22 protein-coding genes are annotated in these 22,974 nt (G+C 57.0%); 6 read left to right on the plus strand and 16 right to left on the minus strand.

Features of this window, described 5'->3' with window-relative positions:
* Positions 1-39: 39 nt before the first annotated feature.
* Together AC097W_RS09855 and AC097W_RS09860 are read right to left on the minus strand one after the other, a co-directional pair.
* On the minus strand, positions 40-1,167 hold the full coding sequence (locus AC097W_RS09855) for an NAD(P)/FAD-dependent oxidoreductase (protein WP_479602323.1): 1,128 nt from the start codon (positions 1,165-1,167) through the stop codon (positions 40-42).
* Positions 1,164-1,634, minus strand: a complete 471-nt coding sequence (locus AC097W_RS09860; protein ID WP_479602324.1) for a hypothetical protein — start codon at positions 1,632-1,634, stop codon at positions 1,164-1,166. The genes AC097W_RS09855 and AC097W_RS09860 overlap by 4 nt, the downstream gene beginning before the upstream one ends.
* Positions 1,635-1,725: 91 nt before the next feature.
* Between AC097W_RS09860 and AC097W_RS09865 the strand changes: the two genes are divergently transcribed.
* Together AC097W_RS09865 and AC097W_RS09870 are read left to right on the plus strand one after the other, a co-directional pair.
* A complete protein-coding gene (locus tag AC097W_RS09865) occupies positions 1,726-2,757 on the plus strand; it encodes an alpha/beta hydrolase (protein ID WP_479602325.1) in 1,032 nt (343 codons plus the stop codon).
* A gap of 37 nt (positions 2,758-2,794) precedes the next feature.
* A complete protein-coding gene (locus AC097W_RS09870; protein WP_479602326.1) occupies positions 2,795-3,478 on the plus strand; it encodes a PilZ domain-containing protein in 684 nt (227 codons plus the stop codon).
* Here AC097W_RS09870 and AC097W_RS09875 read toward each other — a convergent pair.
* The 7 genes from AC097W_RS09875 to AC097W_RS09905 all read right to left on the minus strand — a co-directional run bounded on the left by AC097W_RS09875 (position 3,460) and on the right by AC097W_RS09905 (position 14,586).
* Positions 3,460-5,964: a putative bifunctional diguanylate cyclase/phosphodiesterase gene (locus AC097W_RS09875; RefSeq protein ID WP_479602327.1), complete on the minus strand. Its 2,505-nt coding sequence runs from the start codon at positions 5,962-5,964 to the stop codon at positions 3,460-3,462. The genes AC097W_RS09870 and AC097W_RS09875 overlap by 19 nt on opposite strands.
* 5 nt (positions 5,965-5,969) lie before the next feature.
* The gene (locus AC097W_RS09880; protein WP_479602328.1) at positions 5,970-7,517 is read right to left on the minus strand and encodes a methyl-accepting chemotaxis protein; all 1,548 of its coding nucleotides are present in this window, start codon (positions 7,515-7,517) and stop codon (positions 5,970-5,972) included.
* 9 nt (positions 7,518-7,526) lie between these two features.
* Entirely contained in the window at positions 7,527-9,131 is a 1,605-nt protein-coding gene (locus AC097W_RS09885) for a methyl-accepting chemotaxis protein (RefSeq protein WP_479602329.1), read from the minus strand.
* Between the two features lie 189 nt (positions 9,132-9,320).
* Entirely contained in the window at positions 9,321-9,929 is a 609-nt protein-coding gene (locus tag AC097W_RS09890; RefSeq protein ID WP_479602330.1) for an ANTAR domain-containing response regulator, read from the minus strand.
* Positions 9,926-12,385: a PAS domain-containing protein gene (locus AC097W_RS09895; protein ID WP_479602331.1), complete on the minus strand. Its 2,460-nt coding sequence runs from the start codon at positions 12,383-12,385 to the stop codon at positions 9,926-9,928. The genes AC097W_RS09890 and AC097W_RS09895 overlap by 4 nt, the downstream gene beginning before the upstream one ends.
* A 316-nt stretch (positions 12,386-12,701) precedes the next feature.
* A complete protein-coding gene (locus AC097W_RS09900) occupies positions 12,702-12,953 on the minus strand; it encodes a hypothetical protein (RefSeq protein ID WP_479602332.1) in 252 nt (83 codons plus the stop codon).
* A gap of 127 nt (positions 12,954-13,080) precedes the next feature.
* On the minus strand, positions 13,081-14,586 hold the full coding sequence (locus AC097W_RS09905; protein ID WP_479602333.1) for a CYTH and CHAD domain-containing protein: 1,506 nt from the start codon (positions 14,584-14,586) through the stop codon (positions 13,081-13,083).
* A 387-nt stretch (positions 14,587-14,973) separates the two neighbouring features.
* Here AC097W_RS09905 and trhA point away from each other — a divergent pair, with 387 nt between their 5' ends.
* Positions 14,974-15,609: a PAQR family membrane homeostasis protein TrhA gene (gene trhA / locus AC097W_RS09910; RefSeq protein ID WP_479602334.1), complete on the plus strand. Its 636-nt coding sequence runs from the start codon at positions 14,974-14,976 to the stop codon at positions 15,607-15,609.
* 26 nt (positions 15,610-15,635) lie between these two features.
* Here trhA and AC097W_RS09915 read toward each other — a convergent pair whose 3' ends face one another.
* Entirely contained in the window at positions 15,636-15,953 is a 318-nt protein-coding gene (locus tag AC097W_RS09915) for a hypothetical protein (RefSeq protein WP_479602335.1), read from the minus strand.
* A 598-nt stretch (positions 15,954-16,551) separates the two neighbouring features.
* On the opposite strand from AC097W_RS09915, the gene AC097W_RS09920 reads away from it, so the two are divergent.
* The gene (locus AC097W_RS09920) at positions 16,552-17,232 is read left to right on the plus strand and encodes a phosphatase PAP2 family protein (protein ID WP_479602336.1); all 681 of its coding nucleotides are present in this window, start codon (positions 16,552-16,554) and stop codon (positions 17,230-17,232) included.
* Between the two features lie 35 nt (positions 17,233-17,267).
* Here AC097W_RS09920 and AC097W_RS09925 read toward each other — a convergent pair whose 3' ends face one another.
* The 3 genes from AC097W_RS09925 to AC097W_RS09935 all read right to left on the minus strand — a co-directional run bounded on the left by AC097W_RS09925 (position 17,268) and on the right by AC097W_RS09935 (position 18,258).
* A complete protein-coding gene (locus AC097W_RS09925; RefSeq protein ID WP_479602337.1) occupies positions 17,268-17,444 on the minus strand; it encodes a hypothetical protein in 177 nt (58 codons plus the stop codon).
* Between the two features lie 236 nt (positions 17,445-17,680).
* Entirely contained in the window at positions 17,681-18,010 is a 330-nt protein-coding gene (locus AC097W_RS09930; protein ID WP_479602338.1) for a type II toxin-antitoxin system RelE/ParE family toxin, read from the minus strand.
* Positions 18,007-18,258: a type II toxin-antitoxin system ParD family antitoxin gene (locus AC097W_RS09935; protein WP_479602339.1), complete on the minus strand. Its 252-nt coding sequence runs from the start codon at positions 18,256-18,258 to the stop codon at positions 18,007-18,009. Before AC097W_RS09935 ends, AC097W_RS09930 begins: the two co-directional genes overlap by 4 nt.
* Before the next feature lie 113 nt (positions 18,259-18,371).
* Here AC097W_RS09935 and AC097W_RS09940 point away from each other — a divergent pair, with 113 nt between their 5' ends.
* Together AC097W_RS09940 and AC097W_RS09945 are read left to right on the plus strand one after the other, a co-directional pair.
* Positions 18,372-18,569, plus strand: coding sequence for a hypothetical protein (locus AC097W_RS09940; protein ID WP_479602340.1), 198 nt, complete (start codon positions 18,372-18,374; stop codon positions 18,567-18,569).
* Positions 18,570-18,874: 305 nt separating this feature from the next.
* Positions 18,875-19,906, plus strand: a complete 1,032-nt coding sequence (locus tag AC097W_RS09945; RefSeq protein WP_479602341.1) for a GGDEF domain-containing protein — start codon at positions 18,875-18,877, stop codon at positions 19,904-19,906.
* A 10-nt stretch (positions 19,907-19,916) separates the two neighbouring features.
* Here the strand turns inward: AC097W_RS09945 and AC097W_RS09950 are convergent, their stop codons facing one another.
* From AC097W_RS09950 to AC097W_RS09960, 3 genes are read right to left on the minus strand one after another with little or no spacing between them, the layout of a single operon-like run.
* On the minus strand, positions 19,917-20,567 hold the full coding sequence (locus AC097W_RS09950) for a hypothetical protein (protein ID WP_479602342.1): 651 nt from the start codon (positions 20,565-20,567) through the stop codon (positions 19,917-19,919).
* The gene (locus tag AC097W_RS09955) at positions 20,567-21,412 is read right to left on the minus strand and encodes an ankyrin repeat domain-containing protein (protein ID WP_479602343.1); all 846 of its coding nucleotides are present in this window, start codon (positions 21,410-21,412) and stop codon (positions 20,567-20,569) included. The genes AC097W_RS09950 and AC097W_RS09955 overlap by 1 nt, the downstream gene beginning before the upstream one ends.
* Positions 21,399-22,955, minus strand: coding sequence for a putative porin (locus AC097W_RS09960; RefSeq protein ID WP_479602344.1), 1,557 nt, complete (start codon positions 22,953-22,955; stop codon positions 21,399-21,401). Before AC097W_RS09960 ends, AC097W_RS09955 begins: the two co-directional genes overlap by 14 nt.
* Between the last annotated feature and the right edge of the window lie 19 nt (positions 22,956-22,974).

The following is a 22,974-nucleotide window of genomic DNA, read 5'->3' on the forward strand; positions in this document are numbered from 1 at the left end:
CTTAAAAGAATATACCTTGATCGCAGCACAATTCGGGAATCAGTCGCCCAGCAGACTGACGACATATTCTCCAATGGCCAGTGAGCTCGTGAGCCCAGGCGACTCAATGCCAAACAGGTTCACCAGACCGGCAACGCCGTGGTCTCTGGGGCCCTGAATGCAAAAGTCCCGCGCTGCTTCATCCGGGCCATGAATTTTGGGCCGGATGCCTGCGTAAGCCGGGATCAGCGCGCCGTCTGGCAGCTCCGGCCAGTATTTCCGAACCTCTGCGTAAAAAGCAGAACCTCGCGCGGGCTGCACCTCAAGGTCGTCCGGGGAATCCACCCACTGCACATCGGGTCCGAAGCGGGCCTGTCCACCCAAGTCGAGCGTCAGATGCACACCCAAGCCGTCAGGCTCGGGAACCGGGTAAACCAAATGCGAAAACGGCGCACGCCCCGCCAGCGTGAAGTAGCTTCCCTTGGCATAGTGAGCCACTGGAACATGGCACCTGTCCAGCCCAGCGAAACGTGTCGCCAACGCGGGTGCCCGCAAGCCCGCCGCGTTGACGACCGTCCTGGCCCGCAGACGAGTGCCATCCTCCGATATCAATTCAATAGCTTCTTGGGCATATTCCGCGCGGGCTAGAGGTGAATTCAGCGCTAAAACACCCCCAGCATTTTCCAGGTCACCCAATAGCGACAGCATCAGCGCGTGGCTGTCGATGATGCCCGTGGATGGCGAATGCAGCGCACCACGGCAACGCAACGCAGGCTCTGCGGCGCAAGCCTGCGCTTCGCTGAGCAACGCAAGGTCATGCACGCCATTGACCTCTGCACGCGCCCGAATCACCTGCAACTGCGCAAGCTGTGAATGGGTGGTGGCAACAATGAATTTTCCGCAACGCCGGTGGGCTATGTTGCGATCAGAACAGTAGTCATACAGCAGCTGCTTGCCACGGACACACAAGGCGGCCTTTAAAGAGCCTGGCGTGTAATAGATACCGGCGTGAATGACTTCGCTGTTGCGCGAACTGGTTTGTGTGCCAATCGCATGACAAGCCTCCAACACAACCACTTCCCTGCCGGCCAGTGCCAATGCCCGTGCGACCGCAAGGCCGACCACCCCCGCTCCTATCACGACGCAATCCACCTGCTCCGCCACACCACTCTGCATTGCAAGCGTCATTTCGGCTCAAGCGCAAGGGCTTCAGCGCCCACCACCCACTGCTGGTTGGCGGGCACCACGAGATACGCCTTGGCATCCTGCGGAGCCAACCCGAACGTGAGACTCGCGGGGCCGTTGGCGGTTTGCCCATAGGCGTACCCCCGGGTTTCACCAATAAAGGCCACACGCATGGACAACGCCGTGCCGTTGTTGCAGTTCACGTCCATCACGCCGGAGGTCGTACCGGAATAACGCAGTCGCCCGGCACAGTTGGAAAGCGGTGTTTTGGCGGCGGATTCCAACGTAACAGTGCCTGTGCGGTCCGGCAAGAGTCGCACTTCACCCTGCAGCAGCTGCTCATTGACAATGGCCGTCGCAGCAACTGAACTCGAAAAGGCTCCCATTGCCTTGTCGTTCATCCAGGCGCATGCGGCAAGCACCCAACCCGCGCCAGCCACCAAGGCCCATGCGATGTATCGCTGTTTCATTGTCTACCCCTTGTGTGTGTCGGCCCGCAGCCGGTGTACGATCTTATAGCGCGCGCACGGCGACAAAGCCGCGAACAACCCGGAGAAACCCATGATGCATCGCACCTTTGCACCCCACAAGCCGCCCCGCCGGCTAGGGTCTCGCATCGCCCTTGGCTTGGTCATCGTGCTGGTGCTGGCGGTTGTCGTCTTTTTTATGGGCCCGCGCAACACCTTCGGATCCAACACGCCTGCGCAGCGAACCTTGCCCCCACAGAGCATCGGCGCGCTGGATGACTGGCTCACAACCAGCGAAGCGGCCTACACGGACATCAAGCCCGGCACGGCAAAAGGCATTGTGTGGGCCACTGCCGCCAAAACACGCACGCCATGGTCGGTGGTCTATATTCACGGCTTTTCAGCCAGCCGACTGGAAACCGCACCCGTAGCGGATCTGGTCGCCAAAGAGCTGGGTGCCAACGCGTTTTACACCCGACTGGCGGGCCACGGCCGCGCAGGGACCGCCATGGGTGAGGCCAGCGCGCAGGACTGGATGGCCGACGCCATTGAAGCCGTTCGCATCGGAAAAACACTGGGTGAACGGGTGCTGGTGATCAGTTGCTCCACCGGCTCCACGCTGGCAACCTGGCTGGCCCTCAGTCCCGAAGGAAGCCTGGTGGCGGCCCACGCATTCATCTCACCCAACTTTGGTCCCAAAGACAAGCGCTCGGAATTGATCAACGGCCACTGGGGTCAACAGATTGCATTGGCGCTGGAAGGTGAAAACCGCGGTGGCCAGCCCGAAAACGCGCGTGAAGCCAACGCCTGGACCACGCGTTACCCCACACGCGCACTGTTTCCGATGATGGCGCTGGTGAAAAGTGTGCGCGAGAGTGATTTGTCCTTCTTTCAGACGCCCGTGCTGGTTTTGTACAGCGAGCAGGACCAAACGGTCGATCCGCAGGAAACCCTGTCAGCCTTTAGCCGGATTGGCTCTCCACTGAAATCGATCGAAGTGGTGAACTACAGCAGAAGCAAGGGCCAGCACGTGCTGGCTGGGGACATCAAGGCACCGGAAGCCGTAGCCCCCATGGTGGACACCATTGTGAAATGGGCCCAGTCCCTGCCCAAGCCAGGCACATGAGCCTGACCGCGCCCCGTAACCTGCCGAAAGTCCCCGCATGAATCAAGAAGAAGCCAGCAGCCCTGATGTCGCCCGACTCCCCCTGAAAGCCATGGGTCTTCGCACTGGCATGGCACTGCAAACCCGCCGTCTGGTGGAGGGTGCCACTAAAAAAGAGTCACAGTTTTTTGGCGCCATCGAAGGCAAAGGTGTCATGGTGGGGCCCGTCGGCCCGGATGGCGCAAAAACCGAACTCGAAGAGGGTGAAATCTGCGTGGTGCGTTGCTTCACTGGTCAATATGAGTTCTCATTCCTGAGCAAAGTGTTGCAAACATTCGAGAAACCCTTTGCGTATGCGTTGCTGGCCTATCCTGCACAGGTAGACGCGCGTTTGGTGCGCCATTCCATGCGCACCAAAACCTCGTGGCCCACCACCGTGCAGGTGCCAGACAAAACGCATGCAACAGGCACCCAGACTCTGGATGTCACGCTGGTCGACATCAGCCTGTCCGGCGCCATGATCAAGGCTCCCACAGCCCTGGCGGCCATTGGTGACGTTGTCGACGTCAGTATGGCGGTCGCCTTTGACGATGCGCCGATGCAACTCACCCTGAAGGGGCGTATCTGCCACAACAACAGGGCGGGCATTGAACCTGCGTTTTGCATCGGTCTGGCATTCCAGAATCTCACGCAACACGATAAGTTGGTGTTGCACTATTTGACTCAATCGCCGCAGGCCTGAACGGGTCCAGCCCGTAGCCGCCGGGTCAGATCGGCACCGTCCAGCGCTTTGGCAAACAGCCATCCCTGGTATACCTCACAGCCCTGCTCGCGCAAAAACTCCAACTGCTCAACGGTTTCCACCCCCTCGGCCACCAGCGTCATGTCCAGGCTGTGGGCCAGTGCAATGATGGACCTTGAAATTTTCACATCATTGGGACCATGGGGCAGGTCCTTGACGAAGCCCCGGTCAATCTTCAGTACGGATACCGGCAACGCTTTCAGATAGGCCAGTGACGAATAGCCCGTTCCAAAGTCGTCCAGTGCCACCGTGCAGCCCAGCGCCACCAGCGCCTCCAGTTGTTCGCGTGCCAGCGCCGGATGCTCCATAGCGACGGATTCCGTGATCTCAACCTCCAGCAGTTGCGCACTGGCACCGGTGCGCTGCAGCACGGCATGCACCTTGGCTGGCAGGTTACCCTGGCGGAACTGCTGGGCTGAAAAATTGACCGCCACACGCAAGGGTGTTCCCCCAAGTTCCCACGCGGCAATCTGCTGGCAGGCGGTTTCCAGTACCCAGTCCGACAGAGGCAAAATCAAACCAGTCGTTTCAGCAATCGGTATAAACCGCGCGGGCGATACCTCGCCCAAAGCGGCATCGTTCCAGCGAAGCAGGGCCTCTGCTCCGACAATTCCACCGCTGACCACGTCAACTTGTGGTTGATAAAAGAGTCTCAACACCCCAAGATCAATGGCCTCTCTGAGCCGAACATGCAATTGCATGTTTTCATGTGCATGCTGATCGAGTTGTGCTGAAAAACAGGCGTAGGCGCCGCGGCCAGACTGTTTGGCCTGGTACATCGCCATATCGGCGTAACGCAAGAGGTTTTCGCTCTCCTGCGTGTCGTCGGGATAAAAAGCCAGACCAATGCTGCCACCGGACAGCACATCCTGGTTTTGCAGCTGATAGGGCTGGCCGAGCACCGCCAACAGCTTCTCGGCCACGCTGACCGCCTCATCGGCACTGTCCATATCGGCAATCAGAATGGCAAACTCATCTCCGCCCATGCGGGCAAGCGTATCGTCTTCGCGCAGGACTCCGCGCAAACGACTGGCAACCTGCACCAGTAATTGATCGCCAGCCGCATGCCCGAAACTGTCGTTCACATTTTTGAAATCATCCAGATCCAGAAACAGGGCCGCCACTCGGCGCTCACCGCGTTTGGCATGTGCCAAAGCCTGGTCGAGCTGCAATCGAAACAGCCATCGGTTCGGCAGACCGGTCAACTCATCATGGGTAGCCCGGTGTCGCAAGGACTCTTCAAATCCTTTTCGCTCAGTCAGGTCACGCACGTACGCAATGGCATGCCGCGCATCGTCGTCTTCCCAATATCCCAGTGAGATATCAACCGGTAACATGTGCCCGTCACGGCGCATAAGTTTGAGATCCATGTCACCCATGGCTCTGGCGTGCGGATCAATGAAAAAAGCCCGCATGGACGCGGCATGCCGTGCCCGCAAGTGCTGCGGAAGAAAAATATCCACGTTTTGACCCACCAGCTCATGGGCCCGATAGCCCGACATGGCTTCCATAGCCGGGTTGACCATCAAGATTTGTCCCGTCTGGTTCACCCACAAAACTCCGTCGGGAGCCGCGCTGAGCACCTGTTTTTCGCGCAAATTCTGAACCGTCAACCGGTCCAGTGGTCGGCGAAGGGACTCGTTAAACGTGGCGTGAAACAGGTACAAGTAGGCGGCTACCTTGTAGAGGTGCCCGATCACGTTGGCCGCATCCTTGTCAATGACCCCCAGCATAGTGAAAAATAACTCCGAGACGGCCGATAGAGCCACACCAAAACCCAGCGCCATCACACATTCGTTAGCCAACTCGTCCCGGCGCTTCCAGAGTGCCGCCAGTGCAAGCAGATTGATGCCGATGATTAACCACTCGACACCAATTTTCAGTGGAGTCAGACCTCGGCCGTTTACAAACAAGGCAGGTACACGGTCTGGCCATAGCAAGCCGATGGATCCCAGAACGGCGACAAAAGCCAGCATCAGTGCGAGACTCATTCGTTTTCGAAGCAGACTCACATCCGGCACAGCTGGTAGCACCGCATACGCCAACAGCGCCCCTGCCGCGAGCAAGCGGGCGCACAACCAGAAAAAGATGGATTTTTGGGACGAGTTAGCTGAAATGGCATCCGGCATACCGGCATAACTCATGGTGTGCAAGAAATCGAGTAACGCCACACCCAAAAATCCAACACCCAACACCACCACGGCACCATTGCGCGCCGATACCATGGCGCGGTACCCCGTGACGAACACCAGTGCAGCCACTACGACGGCAAAGAGCTCCACCACGGTGTGAAAAAATACAAACAATGCAGGTTCCACCACGACCGGAGTCGAGGTGTGATAAACCCACCACAAAGAGGGAATAGCCAGAACCAGTAACGACCAGCCGAATGCCTCCTGGTAGGGGTGATGGTGTCTGGACTGCATGGCTGTCAATTGGAAAATACTTTGACCGCATCCATCAGGCGCTGTGCCTGCTCGCTCAAGCTGGTCGCCGCCGCACTGCTCTGCTCCACCATGGCGGCATTTTGCTGGGTCATCTCATCGAGTTGCGCGACAGCTTGGCCCACCTGCGCAATGCCGATGGCCTGCCCCTTGGAAGCTCCGGTAATCTCTGTAATCAGGTCATTCACCTGCCTGACCTGGTTGACTACGCCCGCCATGGTGTGACCGGCCTCGGCCACCAGACGCGTGCCACTGTCCACCTTGCTGACGGAATCATCAATCAGCGTCTTGATTTCTTTGGCAGCCGCTGCAGAGCGGCCTGCAAGATTACGAACCTCAGTGGCCACGACGGCAAAGCCACGGCCCTGCTCACCTGCCCGGGCCGCCTCTACCGCGGCGTTCAGCGCCAAAATGTTGGTCTGAAAGGCAATGCCGTCAATGACGCTGATGATGTCTGCAATCTTGCGGCTGGAGCCCGAAATGAGCGCCATGGTGGAGACCACATTGGCCACGGCCTCGCCGCCGCGGGCCGCAGCCTCGGTGGTGGTGTTGGCCAGACGGCTGGCCTGCTGTGCGGTGTCTGCATTCTGGCGAACGGACGCAGTTTGCTGCTCCATGGCCGCAGCAGTTTCCTCCAGGCTGGACGCCGTCTGCTCGGTTCGGCTGGAAAGGTCGTTGTTGGCAGAGGCAATCTCTCTGCTCGCCACTTGCACCCCGGAAACCTGCTCCCGCACATCGGACATCAGGGATTGCAGGTTCAATCCGGACTGGCTAATGGCACGCGCAATCAGTCCGATTTCGTCGCACCGGTTGAAGCGCAAATCTTCGCCGGCCTCGCCGCTGGCGACCTGCTGGGCCACTATCAAAACTTTGTGCAGCGGCGTGGTGACCTGCGACTCAATAAACCCCCACGCCAACAGCAGGCTACCAGCGATCACTGAGCCGGTAGCCGCCAAAGCCGCACCGCCCAGGCCGGACAAGCCCAGAGCTGCGCCGACCGCTGCGCCCGCCAGCAGAATAGGCAGGCGCACTCGCCAGGCAGTCGGTAGCAGCTGCAGCGCACTGAGCCAGCGCATGGCGCCAGTGCGTACGACCAAGCCACGGTGAAAGGCCAAGCCTCCAGCCCGTCCATCCTTGAAGCGTTTGTACAACGCAGCGGCGCCATCAATCTCGGCGCGCGTAGGTTTGGTCCGAACGGACAAATACCCGGTGAGCTGCCCATTGCGCCGCATGGGTGCCGCATTGGCCCGCACCCAGTAATGGTCTCCATTTTTACGGCGATTTTTGACGAGTGCCGTCCAGGACTGCCCTTCCTTGAGACTGCGCCACATATCGGCAAAGGCCTCTACCGGCATATCAGGGTGCCGCACTGCATTGTGCGGTTGCCCCATCAGCTCTTCCGTGGAAAAACCGCTGGTGCGCATGAACGCGGCATTGGCGTACAGGATGTGGCTTGCGGTGTCAGTCGTCGACAGCAGCGTCTCCGTACCGGGAAACTCGTATTCGTTCTGGGTAACAGGATGATTGGTTCGCATTGCGGCTCCTTAGGTCGGGGCAGGGAGCGCGCGGTGCGCCTTGACATGGACGTGATTTATTTGTCCCTGCCCGGGGCTTAACCTGAACACAGCCACTGTGCTCACCAGCTCCTGCGCCTGGGATTTCAAGCTACTGGCAGCCGCTGCCATCTCTTCCACCAGGGCCGCGTTTTGCTGTGTGACCTGGTCCATTTGCGACACGGCCTCACCTACCTGCGAAACACCCGCAGCCTGCTCGCTGCTGGCAGCACTGATTTCGCCCATGAGGTCAGTTACCCGCTTGATACTGCTGACCACCTCAGTCATGGTGGTGCCCGCTTGGTCCACCAACGCAGTACCATGCTCCACGCGCTCGACGCTGGCCCCAATCAGGGTTTTTATTTCTTTGGCCGCCGCGGCTGAGCGCCCAGCCAGGCTGCGCACTTCAGTGGCCACCACGGCAAAACCGCGCCCTTGCTCACCCGCACGGGCGGCTTCCACCGCGGCATTCAGCGCCAGAATATTGGTCTGAAATGCAATGCCGTCAATGACACCAATGATGTCGGCGATCTTGCGGGAAGAGTCATTAATGCCTTTCATGGTTTCCACTACTTGAGCCACGACCTCACCGCCTTTTACCGCCACCGTACTGGCGCTCAAGGCCAGCTGGTTAGCCTGACGCGCACTGTCGGCGTTTTGTCTGACCGTAGAGCTCAGCTCTTCCATGGAGGCGGCGGTTTGCTCCAGCGCACTGGCCTGACTCTCGGTCCGGGCAGACAGATCGTGGTTGCCGGACGCAATTTCGGCGCTGGCCGTCGAGACTCCTTCAGAGCCTTGGCGCACGCTGGACACTACCTGGGTCAGGCTAGCCTGCATGGTCGACAAGGCGACCAGCAAGCGGGTAATCTCGTCCTTGCCTTCAATCCGGATGGGGTGACTCAGATCGCCCTGGGCCACTGCGTCAGTGGCCTCGATGGCTTGCTTCAGGGAACGCGAAATGCCACGAATAAGGGCCAGACCAAACAGGATGGCAAAAAGCACACCCCCCACAATGGCGCTGATGGAGAAGGCGCGAATCGTTTCATAACGGGCCACAGATGTGTCGAACTCCCTCTTGGCTTCATCCAGCTGTAACTGCATCAGGGCTTCAACGCCAGCACGTACTGGCACGTAGAGCGGACGAATTTTTTCCACAACGACCCGATTGGCTGCCTCGATGTCATTGGCGCGCAAGGCAGCTACCGCTGGGCTCAGGCCCTCCTGCAAAAACCTGGCGCGGTCTTCAGCAAATTTCTGTGCAAGCTTTGCCTCCTCCGACGTCAGGGTGGTGGCCATATACGCATTCCAGACTTTGCCGATCGTGGCGATGTTGGCGTCAATCTCGGCCGTTGCCGGGTTGATCACATCGGGAGTAGGAGTAACCAGCGAGACGGCAATTGCCAGGCGGTTGCGCAACAGCTGGCGTTGGATCTCTGCAATCTGGCCCATGGGTATGGTGCGGTCCACATAGACAGACTTGAGCGCGTCGTCGGTTTGGCTAATGCCAAACAGGCCCATTGCGCCAATGGCCACGAGTAGCATCGACAGGATGCCGATCAACATCAGCAGACGCGTGGATATCTTGAGATTTGACATGACCGTGAACCCCTGCCATTCTGCTGAAAGAATGGACCGTTAGTTCCTGTCTGCACCACCAAAGAGCAAACAAGCAAGTTAACGAAGCGGGTTCAAGGCTTCAATGAGCACCAAGCGACAAAATCAGGGTCGCTTGATGCAAGTCATCTTAACGCAATAATAATCTGAAGCAAAACAAAATACCCCCGATCAGACGCGGTGCAGTACTTCAACTGCGTTCACCACATCGGTCACTACATCGACCAACTTTCGACGTTGCGTCCGTGACGCAGTTCTCAACATATTGAAAGCGGCGGCACGGCCCAATCGGTACTGCACCATCGTGATTCCTACAGCCACATTGACATCGCGTTCGGCATTCAAGGCGCTCTGCAATTGCGCGGTGGCGGTCTTCAACGCTCGCAGTTCGCTTGCGCGCACAAGGGCCGCCTCAATGGCGGGAATCATCTTGTGGGTGTCCATCGGCTTGACCAAATACCCCAGCGCACCCGCAGCGGTTGCTCTGTCCACCGTTTCGCTGTCGCTATACGCGCTCAACATGACGAAAGGAATGTGATCAAAGTCAGAAAGCCTGGTCGCCAGGGCCAAGCCGTCAGACTGCGGCATGTGCACATCCAGAATGACGAGGTCCGGTCGCGCGCCACCCTGCAGAATGGCCTCGGCATCCTCCTGAGACTCGGCTGTGCTGACCTGATAGCCCGCATGTTTCAGGCCGCTGGCAAGCGTGGACAAGATCAACCTGTCGTCATCCACCAACAACAAATGGGTGCGATCAGACACGAGAACTGCTTTGCTCATATTGGCTCAACAATCTCAAGGGAAATCACGGGCGGACCTAGTTCGAGTGTTGTACAAGTGCTGTCCGAGTGCAGCACTCGGATCAGTTTAGCGCCATCGCGCGGCATCAGGCTATCAACCAATTGCAGGCCCACATGCGCGCCTCGCGTTACAGGTTTCCACATGCCGCCGTTCATGATGCAAATGCGCACCATGCATGGACGTTCACCTTTTTGCAGTGTGACCGTCACGCCACCATATGCGGTGTCGCCGTGCTTGACCGCATTCAGGATCAATTCGTTCAGCACGAGTGCAACCGGGACGGCCTCGGCTTCGGTAATCAGACAAGGCACCCATTGGGCAGGAATAGCGACATTGATGGAGGTATGCCAAAGGGAATCAATGCCAGCTGCAACTTCGACTGTCAGTTCACACAGGCGCACCTGGTCCAGCGTCGATCTGCCCTGCAAACCATGAATTACCGCAATACTCTGGACCTGCCCCACTGCCTGGGAAATAGGCTCCATGGTCTCAGGATGGTTACGCCCGAACTCGCGCAGAATACCCACGACCCCCTGCAAACTATTTTTGACGCGGTGGTGAACCTCACGCACCAGCACATCTCTCTGGGCCAGTTCTTCCTCCGCTCGTTGCACCTGCAGGCGCTTGCGGTCGGTAATGTCGGTGAGCGTGCCCACATAGTGGGTTATTTTCGCGGTGTCGTTTTTAACGATCGTCAAAGTCGACCAAACGGCAATCCGTTCGCCCGTTTTGCGTCGCACGGTGATTTCATCACTGGATTCACCATCAAGGGCAATGTGCGCCCAAATGGCATCATGGGCTTTTGGGTCCATACGATCCGAAAACACAATAATTTCTGGTGTCTCTCCCAAAACTTCGTCTATCGTGAAGCCCAACATCTCCGAAAACGCACGATTGATGCGGATGAACTTTCTGCTTTCGTCCAAAATAAACATGGACTGCTGGCTTTCAAACGCAGTTGCACCGATGCGCAGGTCAGCCTCCACACGTTTGCGTTCAGAAATATCACTCAATGTGCCCACCGCGCGAAGTGGCTTGCCTGCCAAATCACGACTGAGCACCATGCCGCGGGAAATAAACCACTTGTATTTCCCGTCCTTGCACAGCATTCGATACTCCGCGGTGTATGACTCGGATCGCCCCTCTAAAAGGCTCTGAAGCAAGGCTATTGTGGCCGGCAAATCTTCCAGATGTACGAGGCCAGACCATTGCTCAAACGTTGGGCCTACCTCGCCATCTTGATACCCCAGAATTTCTCTATACCGGGCAGATACATAGAGCGTACTATCGGAAATATTCCGGTCCCACAAGCCATCTCCGGAACCTTCAAGCGCAAATTTCCAGCGCGATTCAGACTCCCGCAAGGCTGATTCGGTCTGCATTCGCGCATCCTGCATGGTGTTGAACTGGCGTCCGACGAACTCAATTTCCGCAGGACCGGACGGTACAACCCGTACCAGACTGCCGCCCTGCGCCCCCTTGGCCGCGGCCTCAGCCAGTGCCCGAATCGGATTGGCAATAGCCGACGCGATACGCCACGCCAGCACAAGCACCAACAGCACGATTGCAAGTACCAGAGCAAGCCCCTGATCGCGTCTTGCGCGATAGCCCGCCATGGCCTGCGCTTCAGGCACACCGGCCACCACCCGCCATCCGGTAGCCGGAAGGGTGACAAACGCCACCATTTTTTCAATGCCCTCCACACTGCGCGCGGCAACAAGCCCTTCGTGCTGCGCGGTATCCAAAGAAGTGCCTACATCGAGACCAGGTTGTCCAATCCATTTCTCCGGATCAATCGAACGCACAAGAAACTTTCCCTCCCGATCCAGTACCGCCACCGAAAACCCATTGGGAATCACTGGCGCCTTCAGCAAACGCGCGTTCAGTTGCAGCAAATCAATAGACGCACTGACGATTCCGGTCCGTACGCCGTCCTCGCCGTAAACCGGGTGGCGCCACACCGACACCCAGCGACCGCTCAGGTGCCCAAAAAATGCGTCTCCAGCTGTGAACGTCTCATCCCGAAGGGCCTGCTGAATCCAGGGAACCTGCGCCGCACTTTCCGCAGATGCCGAACTACTCAGATAGGAGTAAATGTTGTTGGCATGCAGGTCATGCACAGCGAGATTGATAACCTGAGGGTGTATATCCATGAACTGCGCTGGCTGAAATCGGCGCGCACGGACGGGTGGATTGCCACGAAACTCCGTAGCAATCAGACTCAACATGGCCTCGTGATCCCGCAAGGTCAATTCAAGCCTTGCCGCAGTGGAGCGTGCCAACTCCTGCACATTCGCATAGGCAGCTGCACGCGCGAGCTCATCCTCCTCGACGATCAAATGCTGGATAAGCAGAGTGCCAAGCGGCAAGACGAAAGCAAGCACCAGCAGAATCAGCCAAGTGCGGATGGACAGCCGGGGTGTGGGCAGTGTCATGGCTGGGGTGATTGGCTTCGCATGCGCGGGAGCTTATCGCGTTTTTTGTCGGCGGCGCGACACGTATGGGACAAAAAAAAGACTTGCGATTTCTCGTTAGTCCTTGATTTGATTTACGGTAACAAGGCGTTGCCAGCTATGTTCAGCTGCACATGTTGGCGTGTTGGCATGTTTGCTGACTCGCTGCTGCGAAGCTCTGACTGGCATCATCCTAAACGCGGCAACGAATGATGCGGAACCGTTGACGGGGTGAGAACGGAAGGGGGATCCACAGCCACTGGACATTCTGACGCGATGACGCTCATCAGAAGAAAAACTATTCGGTGATATGGATCACCTGGATGGCGGTGTCAAAGAGTTTCGCCTTACCGGCATAGTAGCGATCAAGCCGCCACTCACGAAGAATTTCGATTGCCAGTTTGAAGTGTTCCATGTCAAGTTGATAGATGCTTGCAATGGAAAATTCCACTTCCGATTCCAGGGCCAGAATCAGCTTGGCAAGCGTTTTGACTGACGGATCCAAAGGATTGCGCCTGATCAGTTTCCGGGCTTCCTTGATAGCATGCATTGGACACCTCTAAATACAAAAGACACCATTGAGAATGGCCTGATCATAACGGCCGCACTTATTTTTTGGAGAAAATCAATTTGTATTTTCCCTTGATATGACGGAGTTGGCTGCGGCCAACGTCAATTCATTTTGACCCTTCCATGCCCACCGCCACACCACGCAAGAATTCGACTATTCCAGAGTCTGCTTCTGCCTTGGCGGCGAGTACACCCGCTTGCATGACGTCGCGCATCGATCCGATGCTCATCTGGAGATTCGTGGCCTGTGCGCACCAGCGCTTGGTCTGATGCGTGGGCAACAGGGGCCGCAGTGCTTCGATGCCGTAGCGCAACCGCTTGGCCAGTATGCGAGCACGGTGCTGGCTAACAGGGTTGCCGACATCCCGAAGGGCGACCTTCAATTGGCCATGCAGGCGAACAATGCGGCGCCTCGCCCAAGGGCGCAGGGATGTTTTCTTGTCGCGGCTTGACTCATCCTTCCCCGTCGACGTTGACAGCGCTTCCATCCATTGCGTGATGGCAAGCAGATTCGCACCCAATGACGGAACTTCAAGCGCGTAACGAATGGATTTCCGACTGAGGTCAGCCGCATTCGCCAGTGCCTGCGTCATCGCTTGCCACTTTTCTTCTCTCCGGGGATCTCCGGCCCTGTAATCGTCAGCCCATGCAGGGAGCGTTTCGTTCAGGGCCACATCGAGATCCCGCAACTCGCCCAGGAAAGTCAGAAACGGCCGCAGTGACTCATATGACGGCACACCACCTGCCGCAAGGACAGGCTTGAAAAGTCGCAAAGCGCTTTTGAAGCGTCGCCAACCCACCCGGGCCTGGTGCACCACTTCTGGGTCATCCGACGTACGTAGCGCGTTGAGGTTGGTGGTGAACTGGCAAAACATTTCGCGGAGCACGCGCTGCGCGGCATCGCACAACAGCATTTTGGATGTCAATGTCGGTGGCCGCGCGCGCAAGGGTGCGTACAGAGAATCCTGCGCCAAAGCGTATCCGCGCTCCGACTTGCTTGTGTTTAACGGCGTCAGCGCGACCGTGTTTGCGATCTGTTGGGCAATGTCGAACAACGCTGCAGGCAGGCCTGCCAATAGCTCAATCTCCAACTCACAAAGGGAGGTGCTCTTATCGCCGGCCGCAATCTTTCCAACGTCCAGCGATACCTCCACGACGCTGCCATCGCGTCTGCGAACTTGCCAGTTCGTTCGGTCAAATGTTGTCGTAAAACAGGGCACCATCGCCCGAAAAACGGTTCCATCCGGATCGATATCTGACCATGGCGTCGCTTTGAGAGCGTGCAACGCCAGCAGATCACTGGGCACTGGCGCTTCCCACTCGTCGCGCTGGCTTAGTGCCGAGTCGTTGCGACCACCGATCTTCAAGGTCTGCAGCCACTGCGACTGTGTCTCACTGCCATTGTGCCGAACACGCAAGGACACATTTTTTCGGCGCAAGACTTGATCAGGTGTGTCGTAGTAGACGCTGTGCAGTTGCAGGTGCGTCACCTTGCGCCGCGCCAACATGGGCATGCGGGCCAGGCGCTTCTCCAAGCTCGAGGGATCGGATGCGGGAAAAGCCAGCTTGAGTTCGATTTCTTGCTGATGGTGAATTCGTGCATCTGGCTTCATATTGTTCAATCTGCGCGCGTGAACCGCCCCTCGGATTCGTTGACATGACATGACGGGGGTTGCCGATGCTGGCGCGAACAGACTCGTCGCTAACACCCTAAATTCCCACGGCAAAGAATGCACCGCTGGTATCAAAAAGTCCAGACCGGATGCCTCAAGCAATTGACGGAACGCAAAGGCCTCAGCCACTCTTCATGAAAGATTGAATCGAATTCATGCCCATGAAGCAGACTTTTCCAACGCGGGCACCGAAGTGCACTGGCGTTCTGAAGCGGCAAGTCATTGCAGGCAATGGTGAGTCCTGGACGGGAACGCGTGAATCAATGGGAATGAACGCTTACCTCATTTTGACATCTGCGATTCACAATGGGGGGCCACAATCGTTGCATGACCAAGCGAGTCCAGAGTCTGGGAGAGGAAATTGCAAACAGCGTGAGCCATGGTCTTGGACTGTTGGCTGCCGTAGGTGCTGCGCCAGTTCTCATTGCAACCTCCCGGGACTGGAACAACAAGAGCTTTATCGGCTCAGTGGTGTTCGCCGCTACGATGGTGCTACTGTATTTGACCTCGACGCTTTACCACGCGCTGCCGGAAGGCCGTGCCAAACGCGTCTGGCTGAGACTTGACTATTGCGCCATCTTTCTGTTCATTGCTGGCAGCTACACACCCTTTGCGCTGGGCGCTCTGCATGGTCCTTGGGGCTGGACGCTATTGGGGCTAGTTTGGTCTGTTGCTTTGGTCGGCGTCTTACTGAAATCCACTGACAAGTTGTCGCATCCCTGGATTTCCACGGGACTGTACCTCGGGATGGGCTGGCTGGTCCTAATTGCCGCAGTGCCACTTGTTGAACGCGTCCCCACCGAAGGTCTCGTTTGGCTGCTGGCTGGTGGACTCGCTTACACCGCAGGGGTCATCTTTTTTGTACTGGACTCCCGCATTCGGTACGCCCATGCCATCTGGCACGGGTTTGTCGTCGCAGGAACCAGCTGCCACTTTTTCGCCGTTTTGGGCTATGCAGCCTAAGGTCATGGATACCTGCAGGAACGGTATCAACTGTTTTCGGCGTCGCCATCACCCACTTCGTCAAATTCATCTTCCAAACTTTCATTGTCCATTACCGCAATTTCAGCGTATTGCACCCCATTGAGCTGATGACGGTAAGCCTGGAATGCATGGCGCGCAGTTGCGTCGTTGTCGCCTTCGTCGTCGGCCGTTGCTGCAGCCAAATGGTGTTTGGCTGCCGCTGAAAAATGGCGTGCAGCCATACGGTGGTATTCGGCTGCAGTTTCGAATTCGTCTTCGAAGTCCTCTGAGACGAGGTCCCCCGCGGTGATTACTTGAACTTCTTGAGTGTGGTCTTTAGTCATGGAGTACCCGAAAATAGTATGGTGGCGGCGAAATGCCGCAGCTACAGCATCCTCCACCCGGATGAAGCTTTGATGACAAACCGGGTTCGAATCACTTCTTTTCCAAAACGATATGGATGAATCAACCCTACCCGTTTGGATATTGGGTTAAAGTGGAAAAACATTGGTGAGTTTGAGCCAATGAGTTGGATGCACTATGTCAAGACGCCTCACGCATTTGATCAGTCTCTATCACGACTTGCGCGACCGATACGGGTCAGATGACTCTATGGTTATTGAACTAAAGATGGAGGTTGATACGTGTGAATTCGTGGGGGACATGATTCCTTCAGTGGAGAGGCGCGAACGCAATGTTGATCCAAAGTTCTGGAACCGTAAGCCTGTACAGGAAAGCGCGTTCTAGTCGAGCAAAGGCGCGTTCAGCAAGCCATGTAACTGCGTCAAAATCAGGCTCGCCAACCCAAGCCAATGACCCAAAATACGTCTTTTCGGTTGTGCTATGAACCTACCTTGAACTTGTGAACAGAATTTCCTTGGCTGTGCTGGACACGATGACCCACAACCAAAATTGCCCCGTTAAAGAATCCGGGGCCTGCAGATGCCCGACCTGAGTCCACTTTCTTTAGCCACTACAGACTATTGGTGGCGCACTGTCACGCACTTGGGTGCCGCCGGTTTGGTGCTGCCAGTGTTTGCGGCGCAACTGATTGGACTCTGGTCAGCGCAACGGGCATTGGCCACGCGCTGGGCACTGGCCGTACTCATGGCCGCATCGGTTGCGATGCTGACCAAATGTCTTTTTTGGGGTTGGGGTCTGGGCATTGCCACCCTGAACTTTACCGGCATCAGTGGCCACGCGTTGCTGGCCACATGCCTGTACCCCGTGCTGTTTAGGATCCATGCACCACAGGGTTCACCGCGTTTGCAAAGCGCCGGGTTCTTTTTGGGGCTGGCTGTGGCGGTTGCAGTCGGCGTATCACGCATCGTGCTGGGCGCGCACAGCGCCAGTGAGGTGTGGTCAGCCTGGGCCATTGGACTGCTGGTCAGCTATGCAACGGTTGGAGCCCTTCAAGACCATTGGCAGCATTCAAAATTGGCACGGGTCTCGCCGCTGCTGCTTTTGTTGGCACTCAATTCCGGTGCCGCCAGCTATCTGCCAAGTCACGACCTGGAGGTGAAGTTTGCGTTGGCGGTGTCCGGGCGTGCCAAGCCGTTCACGCGGCATAAGTTATTGCGTTCTCAGCGCGCCGATAGTGAAAATGGGGTTCCTGCAAATTGAAATTTCTCACCGGAGAGCCGTCGGGTCGACTGGATTCACACGCGATCCTGCACAACCGACGCAACCCGACTTAGCCACGGAACCAGTGTCGTGACGTCTTCCTTGCCGAGGTATCTCAGTTCACACCCGTTGGGCAGTTCGGTCGTACGCCAGCAATAGGGCGGAATGCACTCACGCAACAACGGCTGCTCCTTGGTTTGGGGGATTTGCATCCATTTGACAAGCCCGGGGTCAATGACCCAAGGTGCACTGGCATTCACAGCAGGTGACCCAGAAGGATCGTTTGCGTTGGCTCCTGTGTCTGCTGTGAGCGTGCCGACGGCCTTGGAAGCCGGGTGCTGCTTTCGGCTAGACGTGCGGGACGCGGTGGCTGCTTGAACCCAGTCGCTATCAAAACGCTAGCTGCTCGCGCATGTTCCACGGGGGCTACGGCCCTATTCAGTCTGCGTCAATGGCTCTCTGGCTCGGTCATTCGCACCGGAATATCGCGCCGAGTGTGCAGCACCCGCCACACGTCAATATGGTCGTCACGTTCCAGATAGAACACCAGATACGGATAGGCCGTCAATGGCCAAGCTCGCAAGCCTGCCAAACCCAGTTCATGCGCATAGCGGGGCGAACCAGTTGCAGCGTTGCGGCTGAGATGCCCGTAGGCTTGTTCCAGTGCATCGATAAAGCCCAGTGCCGCGTCCATTGCCCCCTCGGCCAAGGAGTAGTCAATGGCCGATTCCACGTCCCCACTGGCTTGTGCGCGGGGAACGACTGGCTTGACACTCAAACCTTGCCACCCGCCTTGGCGTTGCGGGCAACCCGCTGACGCAGCAAATCAAAGTAGGGGGCGCCCACAGCCTCACCTGGAGCAGAACTGGCACCTTGCAACAACAGATCCCGCAGCTGACGGCGATCCTGATCGGTACGGATCAACTCCCGTACATACTCGCTGCTGGTGCCATAGCCACGCTCTGACACCTGCGCATCAACGAAGGACTTCAGGGTGTCAGGCAGTGAAATATTCATGGTGGTCATGGCGCAAGAATAATGCGTTTGGCAAAATTTGGCAAGAATGTCACGCAATGGCCTGCCGTGACGGGTTCTAACTCGTCAAACAAAATAGCGCGGCACCAAGGGAGTTCACAAGAATGCGTCTGCAAAAAGAGATCAGCTTCGAGGTCGAGATATGCCAGTGCCTCAGCCAATACGGCTGGCTGTACGCCGAAGGTCTTGCCAAGAACCACGGCAGCAAGGCCGATGAAACCCTGCTGACCCGCCTGCGCGACCAGATCGACCAGCGCGGTGCGCTGGATGTGTTGATATGTGTGAATTCGTGGGCGGCATGATTCCTTCAGTGGAGAAGCGCGACGATGTCATAGCGCTGTCACCATCAGCGAGCACCATTGCTACAACACACAGGGCAATAGGATAAGCATGCACCCACATCGAATTTGCGATAAATGCAACAAACTAAAACCGCCTGAGGGAGGATGTCAAATTCGCACTGTCCGATGGGTGTGCGGCGCCTGCTGGGTCCAATGGCAAGTTGGGAGACGCTGACCCGACATCATCCCGGCACGCGGGCACCCACTGCAACATGATCCTGACTGGTTGCATGCGCCCAGATTAGTAGTAACGCCGGAGAATTTTTTTGCGATACAAAGAAACGAAAGAGCAAAGTGCCGAGCTTTTGCGCAAAGTGCTAGCCATCATGGGACAGCATGATGCTGCATTCAATCCGGTGTCCTTCGCTATTTGGTACGAGTTTGCCGCTGGCACGAACGCCCGGCTCACGAAGGCCATAGAGAAAGCGACTCAAACGGAACCTCGGCTTGGGGATGACACCATCATGCGCCTCTATCGGGAGTTTGTTTCTGAAGTGGATCATGTGGTGATGCAGCGCATCAGCGGAGAACTGCAGCGCATGATGACCGGCATAGCCGCCAGTGCCTCTCACACTGGTGACCGGGCGGGCGCCTTTGGTGAGCAGCTCAGCGGATTGACGGCTGCGCTCAAGACAAATGAAGCCTCGGAAATGAGGCCACTTTTGAAGGATGCGCTGGCCGGTACGGCACAGATGAAGATATCTGCGCAGGTGCTCCATGAGCAGGTAGTAGTCAGTCGCAAGGAGATCGAGCGTCTACAGGTGGATCTGACGCGTGCCCGTGATGAAGCGGTGATGGATCCACTGACACAGGTTCTGAACCGCAAGGGGTTTGATCGGCAACTTGCGGCATTGCTGGAGCAGCCACTGATGCCCGACCGTTCGCACTGCCTGATCATGCTGGACATTGACCATTTCAAAAAGGTAAACGACACGCACGGTCATGTAATGGGCGACCGCGTTATCCAGTCGCTGGGAGAGGTGCTGCGTTCCTGTGTTTCGAACAAGGCGCACTCAGTGGCCCGCTATGGCGGAGAAGAGTTTGCGATCCTGTTACCCGATTGCACGCTGGAAGAAAGCGTGACGCTCGCCGATGCCGTTCGGCTGCGCACCAAATCCATGAAGATCCGTGACCGTCGCACCCACGAAGTGGTGTTGACAGTCAGCATCTCAGGCGGCGTGGCAGCGATGCACACTGGCGATGATGCACAGGACCTGATCGCGCGTGCTGACGGTGCTCTGTACCAATCCAAGCAAACGGGGCGCGATCGCGTCACCTGCGCCAGCTTGCTGCACTGAGCGACAAAGCCTATTGCTGCGCTTGAACCTTCTGCGCGTCAAGCTTGTCGCGGTATTCCTCAAGTACATTCTCGGTGCCTACCCGCTTGATCCCCGTGAAGGGCTCCAGGCGCAGCACGACATCGGTTGCACTCTGGTCTCGGCATTGCGAGACGAGATCGCGCCCGTGCTGATAGAGCTTTCTATTCTTGTCCTCGCAACTGGCGACCTGCTGGTCACGCGTTGAAAGGGTGGATTCCGTTTGCTTTGTTTGCACCTTTGCCAATGCCAGCTCGCGCTCTGTGGCGGCCTGTTTGGCGGTCAGTTCGGCAAGGCGCTGATCCACTTCGGCCTTTTGCGATTGCAGAGTCGCTTTTTCCTGCGTCATGGCATTGAGCGCCAATTGCAGTTGTTCTCTCTTGGCGATTTCCGTTTTGACACGCGCCTGAGCACCTCCAATCAGCTTTTCCTTCTCCTCCAACAGCTTGGCCTTGTCTTGCTCAAAACCTGTCAGCTTCTCTTCCAGTGCCGCCTTTTCCTGACCGATCTGTTTCACCTGTTGCTGCGCTCTGCGAAGCGATTCCCGCTCCCGAGAGGCCCCTTTGTCTTGGCTCCACGCACTGCCACTTACAAAGGCACTCGCCAGCACCACCGGAATGAGCAAGCCTGATAGACGCGACATCAAAATTCTCCAAAGTTATAGGGCTGACTCACAATGAGCTCGGTTTTTCTGCGTGTCGGGTCCGCACCAGCATCGCGCAACTGCTGCGCCATGTCCGGACGCCGCAGGTGCTCCGCCCAATACAGCGCAGTCAGCCCATTGCCGTCCGCCATGTCCGGCGTTACACCAAGCTTCAGCAACAACGCAAGCATGCCGGGGTAGTTCTCGCTTACCGCCACTGCCAACAAGTTGTCACCCGACCGGTCCACGACGCGCGTGTTTGCACCCGCTTCGAGTAACACCTTTGCAACGCCTAAATGGTTCAGTTTTACCGCGTTCATCAGTGCAGACAGGCCGTTACTACCCACTGCATTCACATTCGCACCACTGCGAATGAGCTGTCGCGCCAATATGGTGTGACCACGCAAAGCCGCTGCTGCTAAGGGGGGCATTGATCCGCCACGGCCATCTACATACGCTCCCGCCTTCAGCAGCACGCGCACGCTTTCCACCTCACCCTCACGCGAGGCAATCAGCAACGCGCTATTACCCCATGCATCGATGGCGTTGACCTGCGCACCATTGCCGAGCAAAGCCTTTATACCCGCCACATTGCCGGAACCCGCTGCTTGCATCAGCTCCAAGTCCACTGGCTGGGCATAAAGCGGCCGGGTGTCGCTTGCGCGCGCAACCAGCGCGAATTGTTCTTGCTCTGGCGTTCTAAAACGCTCCAAATCGTCTGGGGTCAAAAATCCCATTTCCAGACGATCACGATAGGCCGTTTGCTGGGGACTCGTTGTACAGCCCCCCACCAGACCCGCCATCAGCGCCAGGGCAAGCACGCGCACAGCATTAGAACTTGGCATTGAAATAGACCTGCAGCACATCAATAGCCAGCGGCAATCCGGTGATCTGGTTGCTTGACAACCACCGTGCTGTCAGCCAGGTGTTCTTACCCAAACCGTACTGCCCGCCAAGAATAAAGCCCTTGTTGTTTGTGCCACCCAAATGAAAGTTTGAGTCGGTAAAGGCATCCAGCACTGCGTCCGCTTCCAGGTACCGGTATGCCACAGAAATCTGCCAGTCATTCTTCAACAGCATCGTTGGCATCCCCACGGCCACTTGTGCCAGGTAGCCCTTGGTTTGCGGATCCATATCAATGCCGCTGCGTTCCAGGGTCTTGCTACGGCTGTATCCGATGTTCTCCACATAGTCGGCGCTCAGCATCACATGCACCGGATTTGACACATTCAAGTCAACCATTCCAGTCAGGTTAAGCACCTGGTAATCCGCTGCCAATGCGTAAAGATTGGTTGATGAGTTGCCGTCATTGTCGATATTGAATAGGGTGTTGCCCTTTTGACGGAAGTCCGGTGCGGTTTTGTTCATGGCAACATCGTTTAGCAACGGGTTGCGAACTCCACTGATATTGCGAAAGTCGTAATAGGCCAAGCCCACTTTGGCCCGAGTCTTGTTGTCTGGCACCCACTCAGCACCTACCTGTGCTCCCACCAGCCACTTGCTTTGGACCTTCACCGAACTGGACTGCTCAATTTCCTGCAACGGAAAAGCCCCCAGCGTGGCGAACGGACGCCATACATTCGCGCCCTGCGCATTCGGATCAATCTGTATTGCAGCACCCTCAAAGTTCAAATCATCATTCCATACCAGGTTGGTGCTAAACCAGGGGTTTGGAATCCGGCCGGCAGAAACCGTCAACCAGGGCAAGGTCTCATCCGAATGCGCTTTCAGGTAAGCACGGTCCAGCACAAAGCTGTACTTGTTTCCGTATTGACCCATGGTCTGACTGGTTGAAACCGGGCTGGTCGTGCTGCCCGTTGTCAGGCGCAAAGCTGCTGAAATGTCAGGTGTTACTTTAGCGTTGACACCCAGTCTTGCCCGCATCAGCAGACGATCGCGATCCTCAGTGGTGTTGCCTACGTTCTGACCCAACACCTGCTGGTAGTATTCGGGCGCGTTGTCCTTGGAAAACTTGTCCCCCTGGTAACCAACGCGAACCTCACCCTCCAACTTCACCCGATCCACCCACTCCGGAACCGCATTGGCATCGCCCCAGCGCTCCACCTTAGCCTGTGCTACCACCTCCTCACGCACCTGGTCCGTAATCTGCTTTCTGACCGACTCAGGTACGTATTGCACACGCACCACACCCGCATCCGCCTTCTTCTGCGCAGCCACTGTCTCCTGTGCTTTGGTCTCCGCCTGCTTGACCAGCTGGTCCGACTTTTCCTGGGTCAAAACACCCTGCTGTACCAAAATCTGAATCAGGTTCAACGTTGTCTGGCGCAGCGTTTCCAGCTCTGTTCGCTCATCCGCATGCGCGGTGCTGACGCCGAAGGCCATGCCTATCGCTATGGCAAGACTGGTCGCCTTTAGTCTGGTTTGCATATTTTTACTCACTTATCTT

This window comes from Rhodoferax sp. GT1R46 (genome assembly GCF_056521285.1).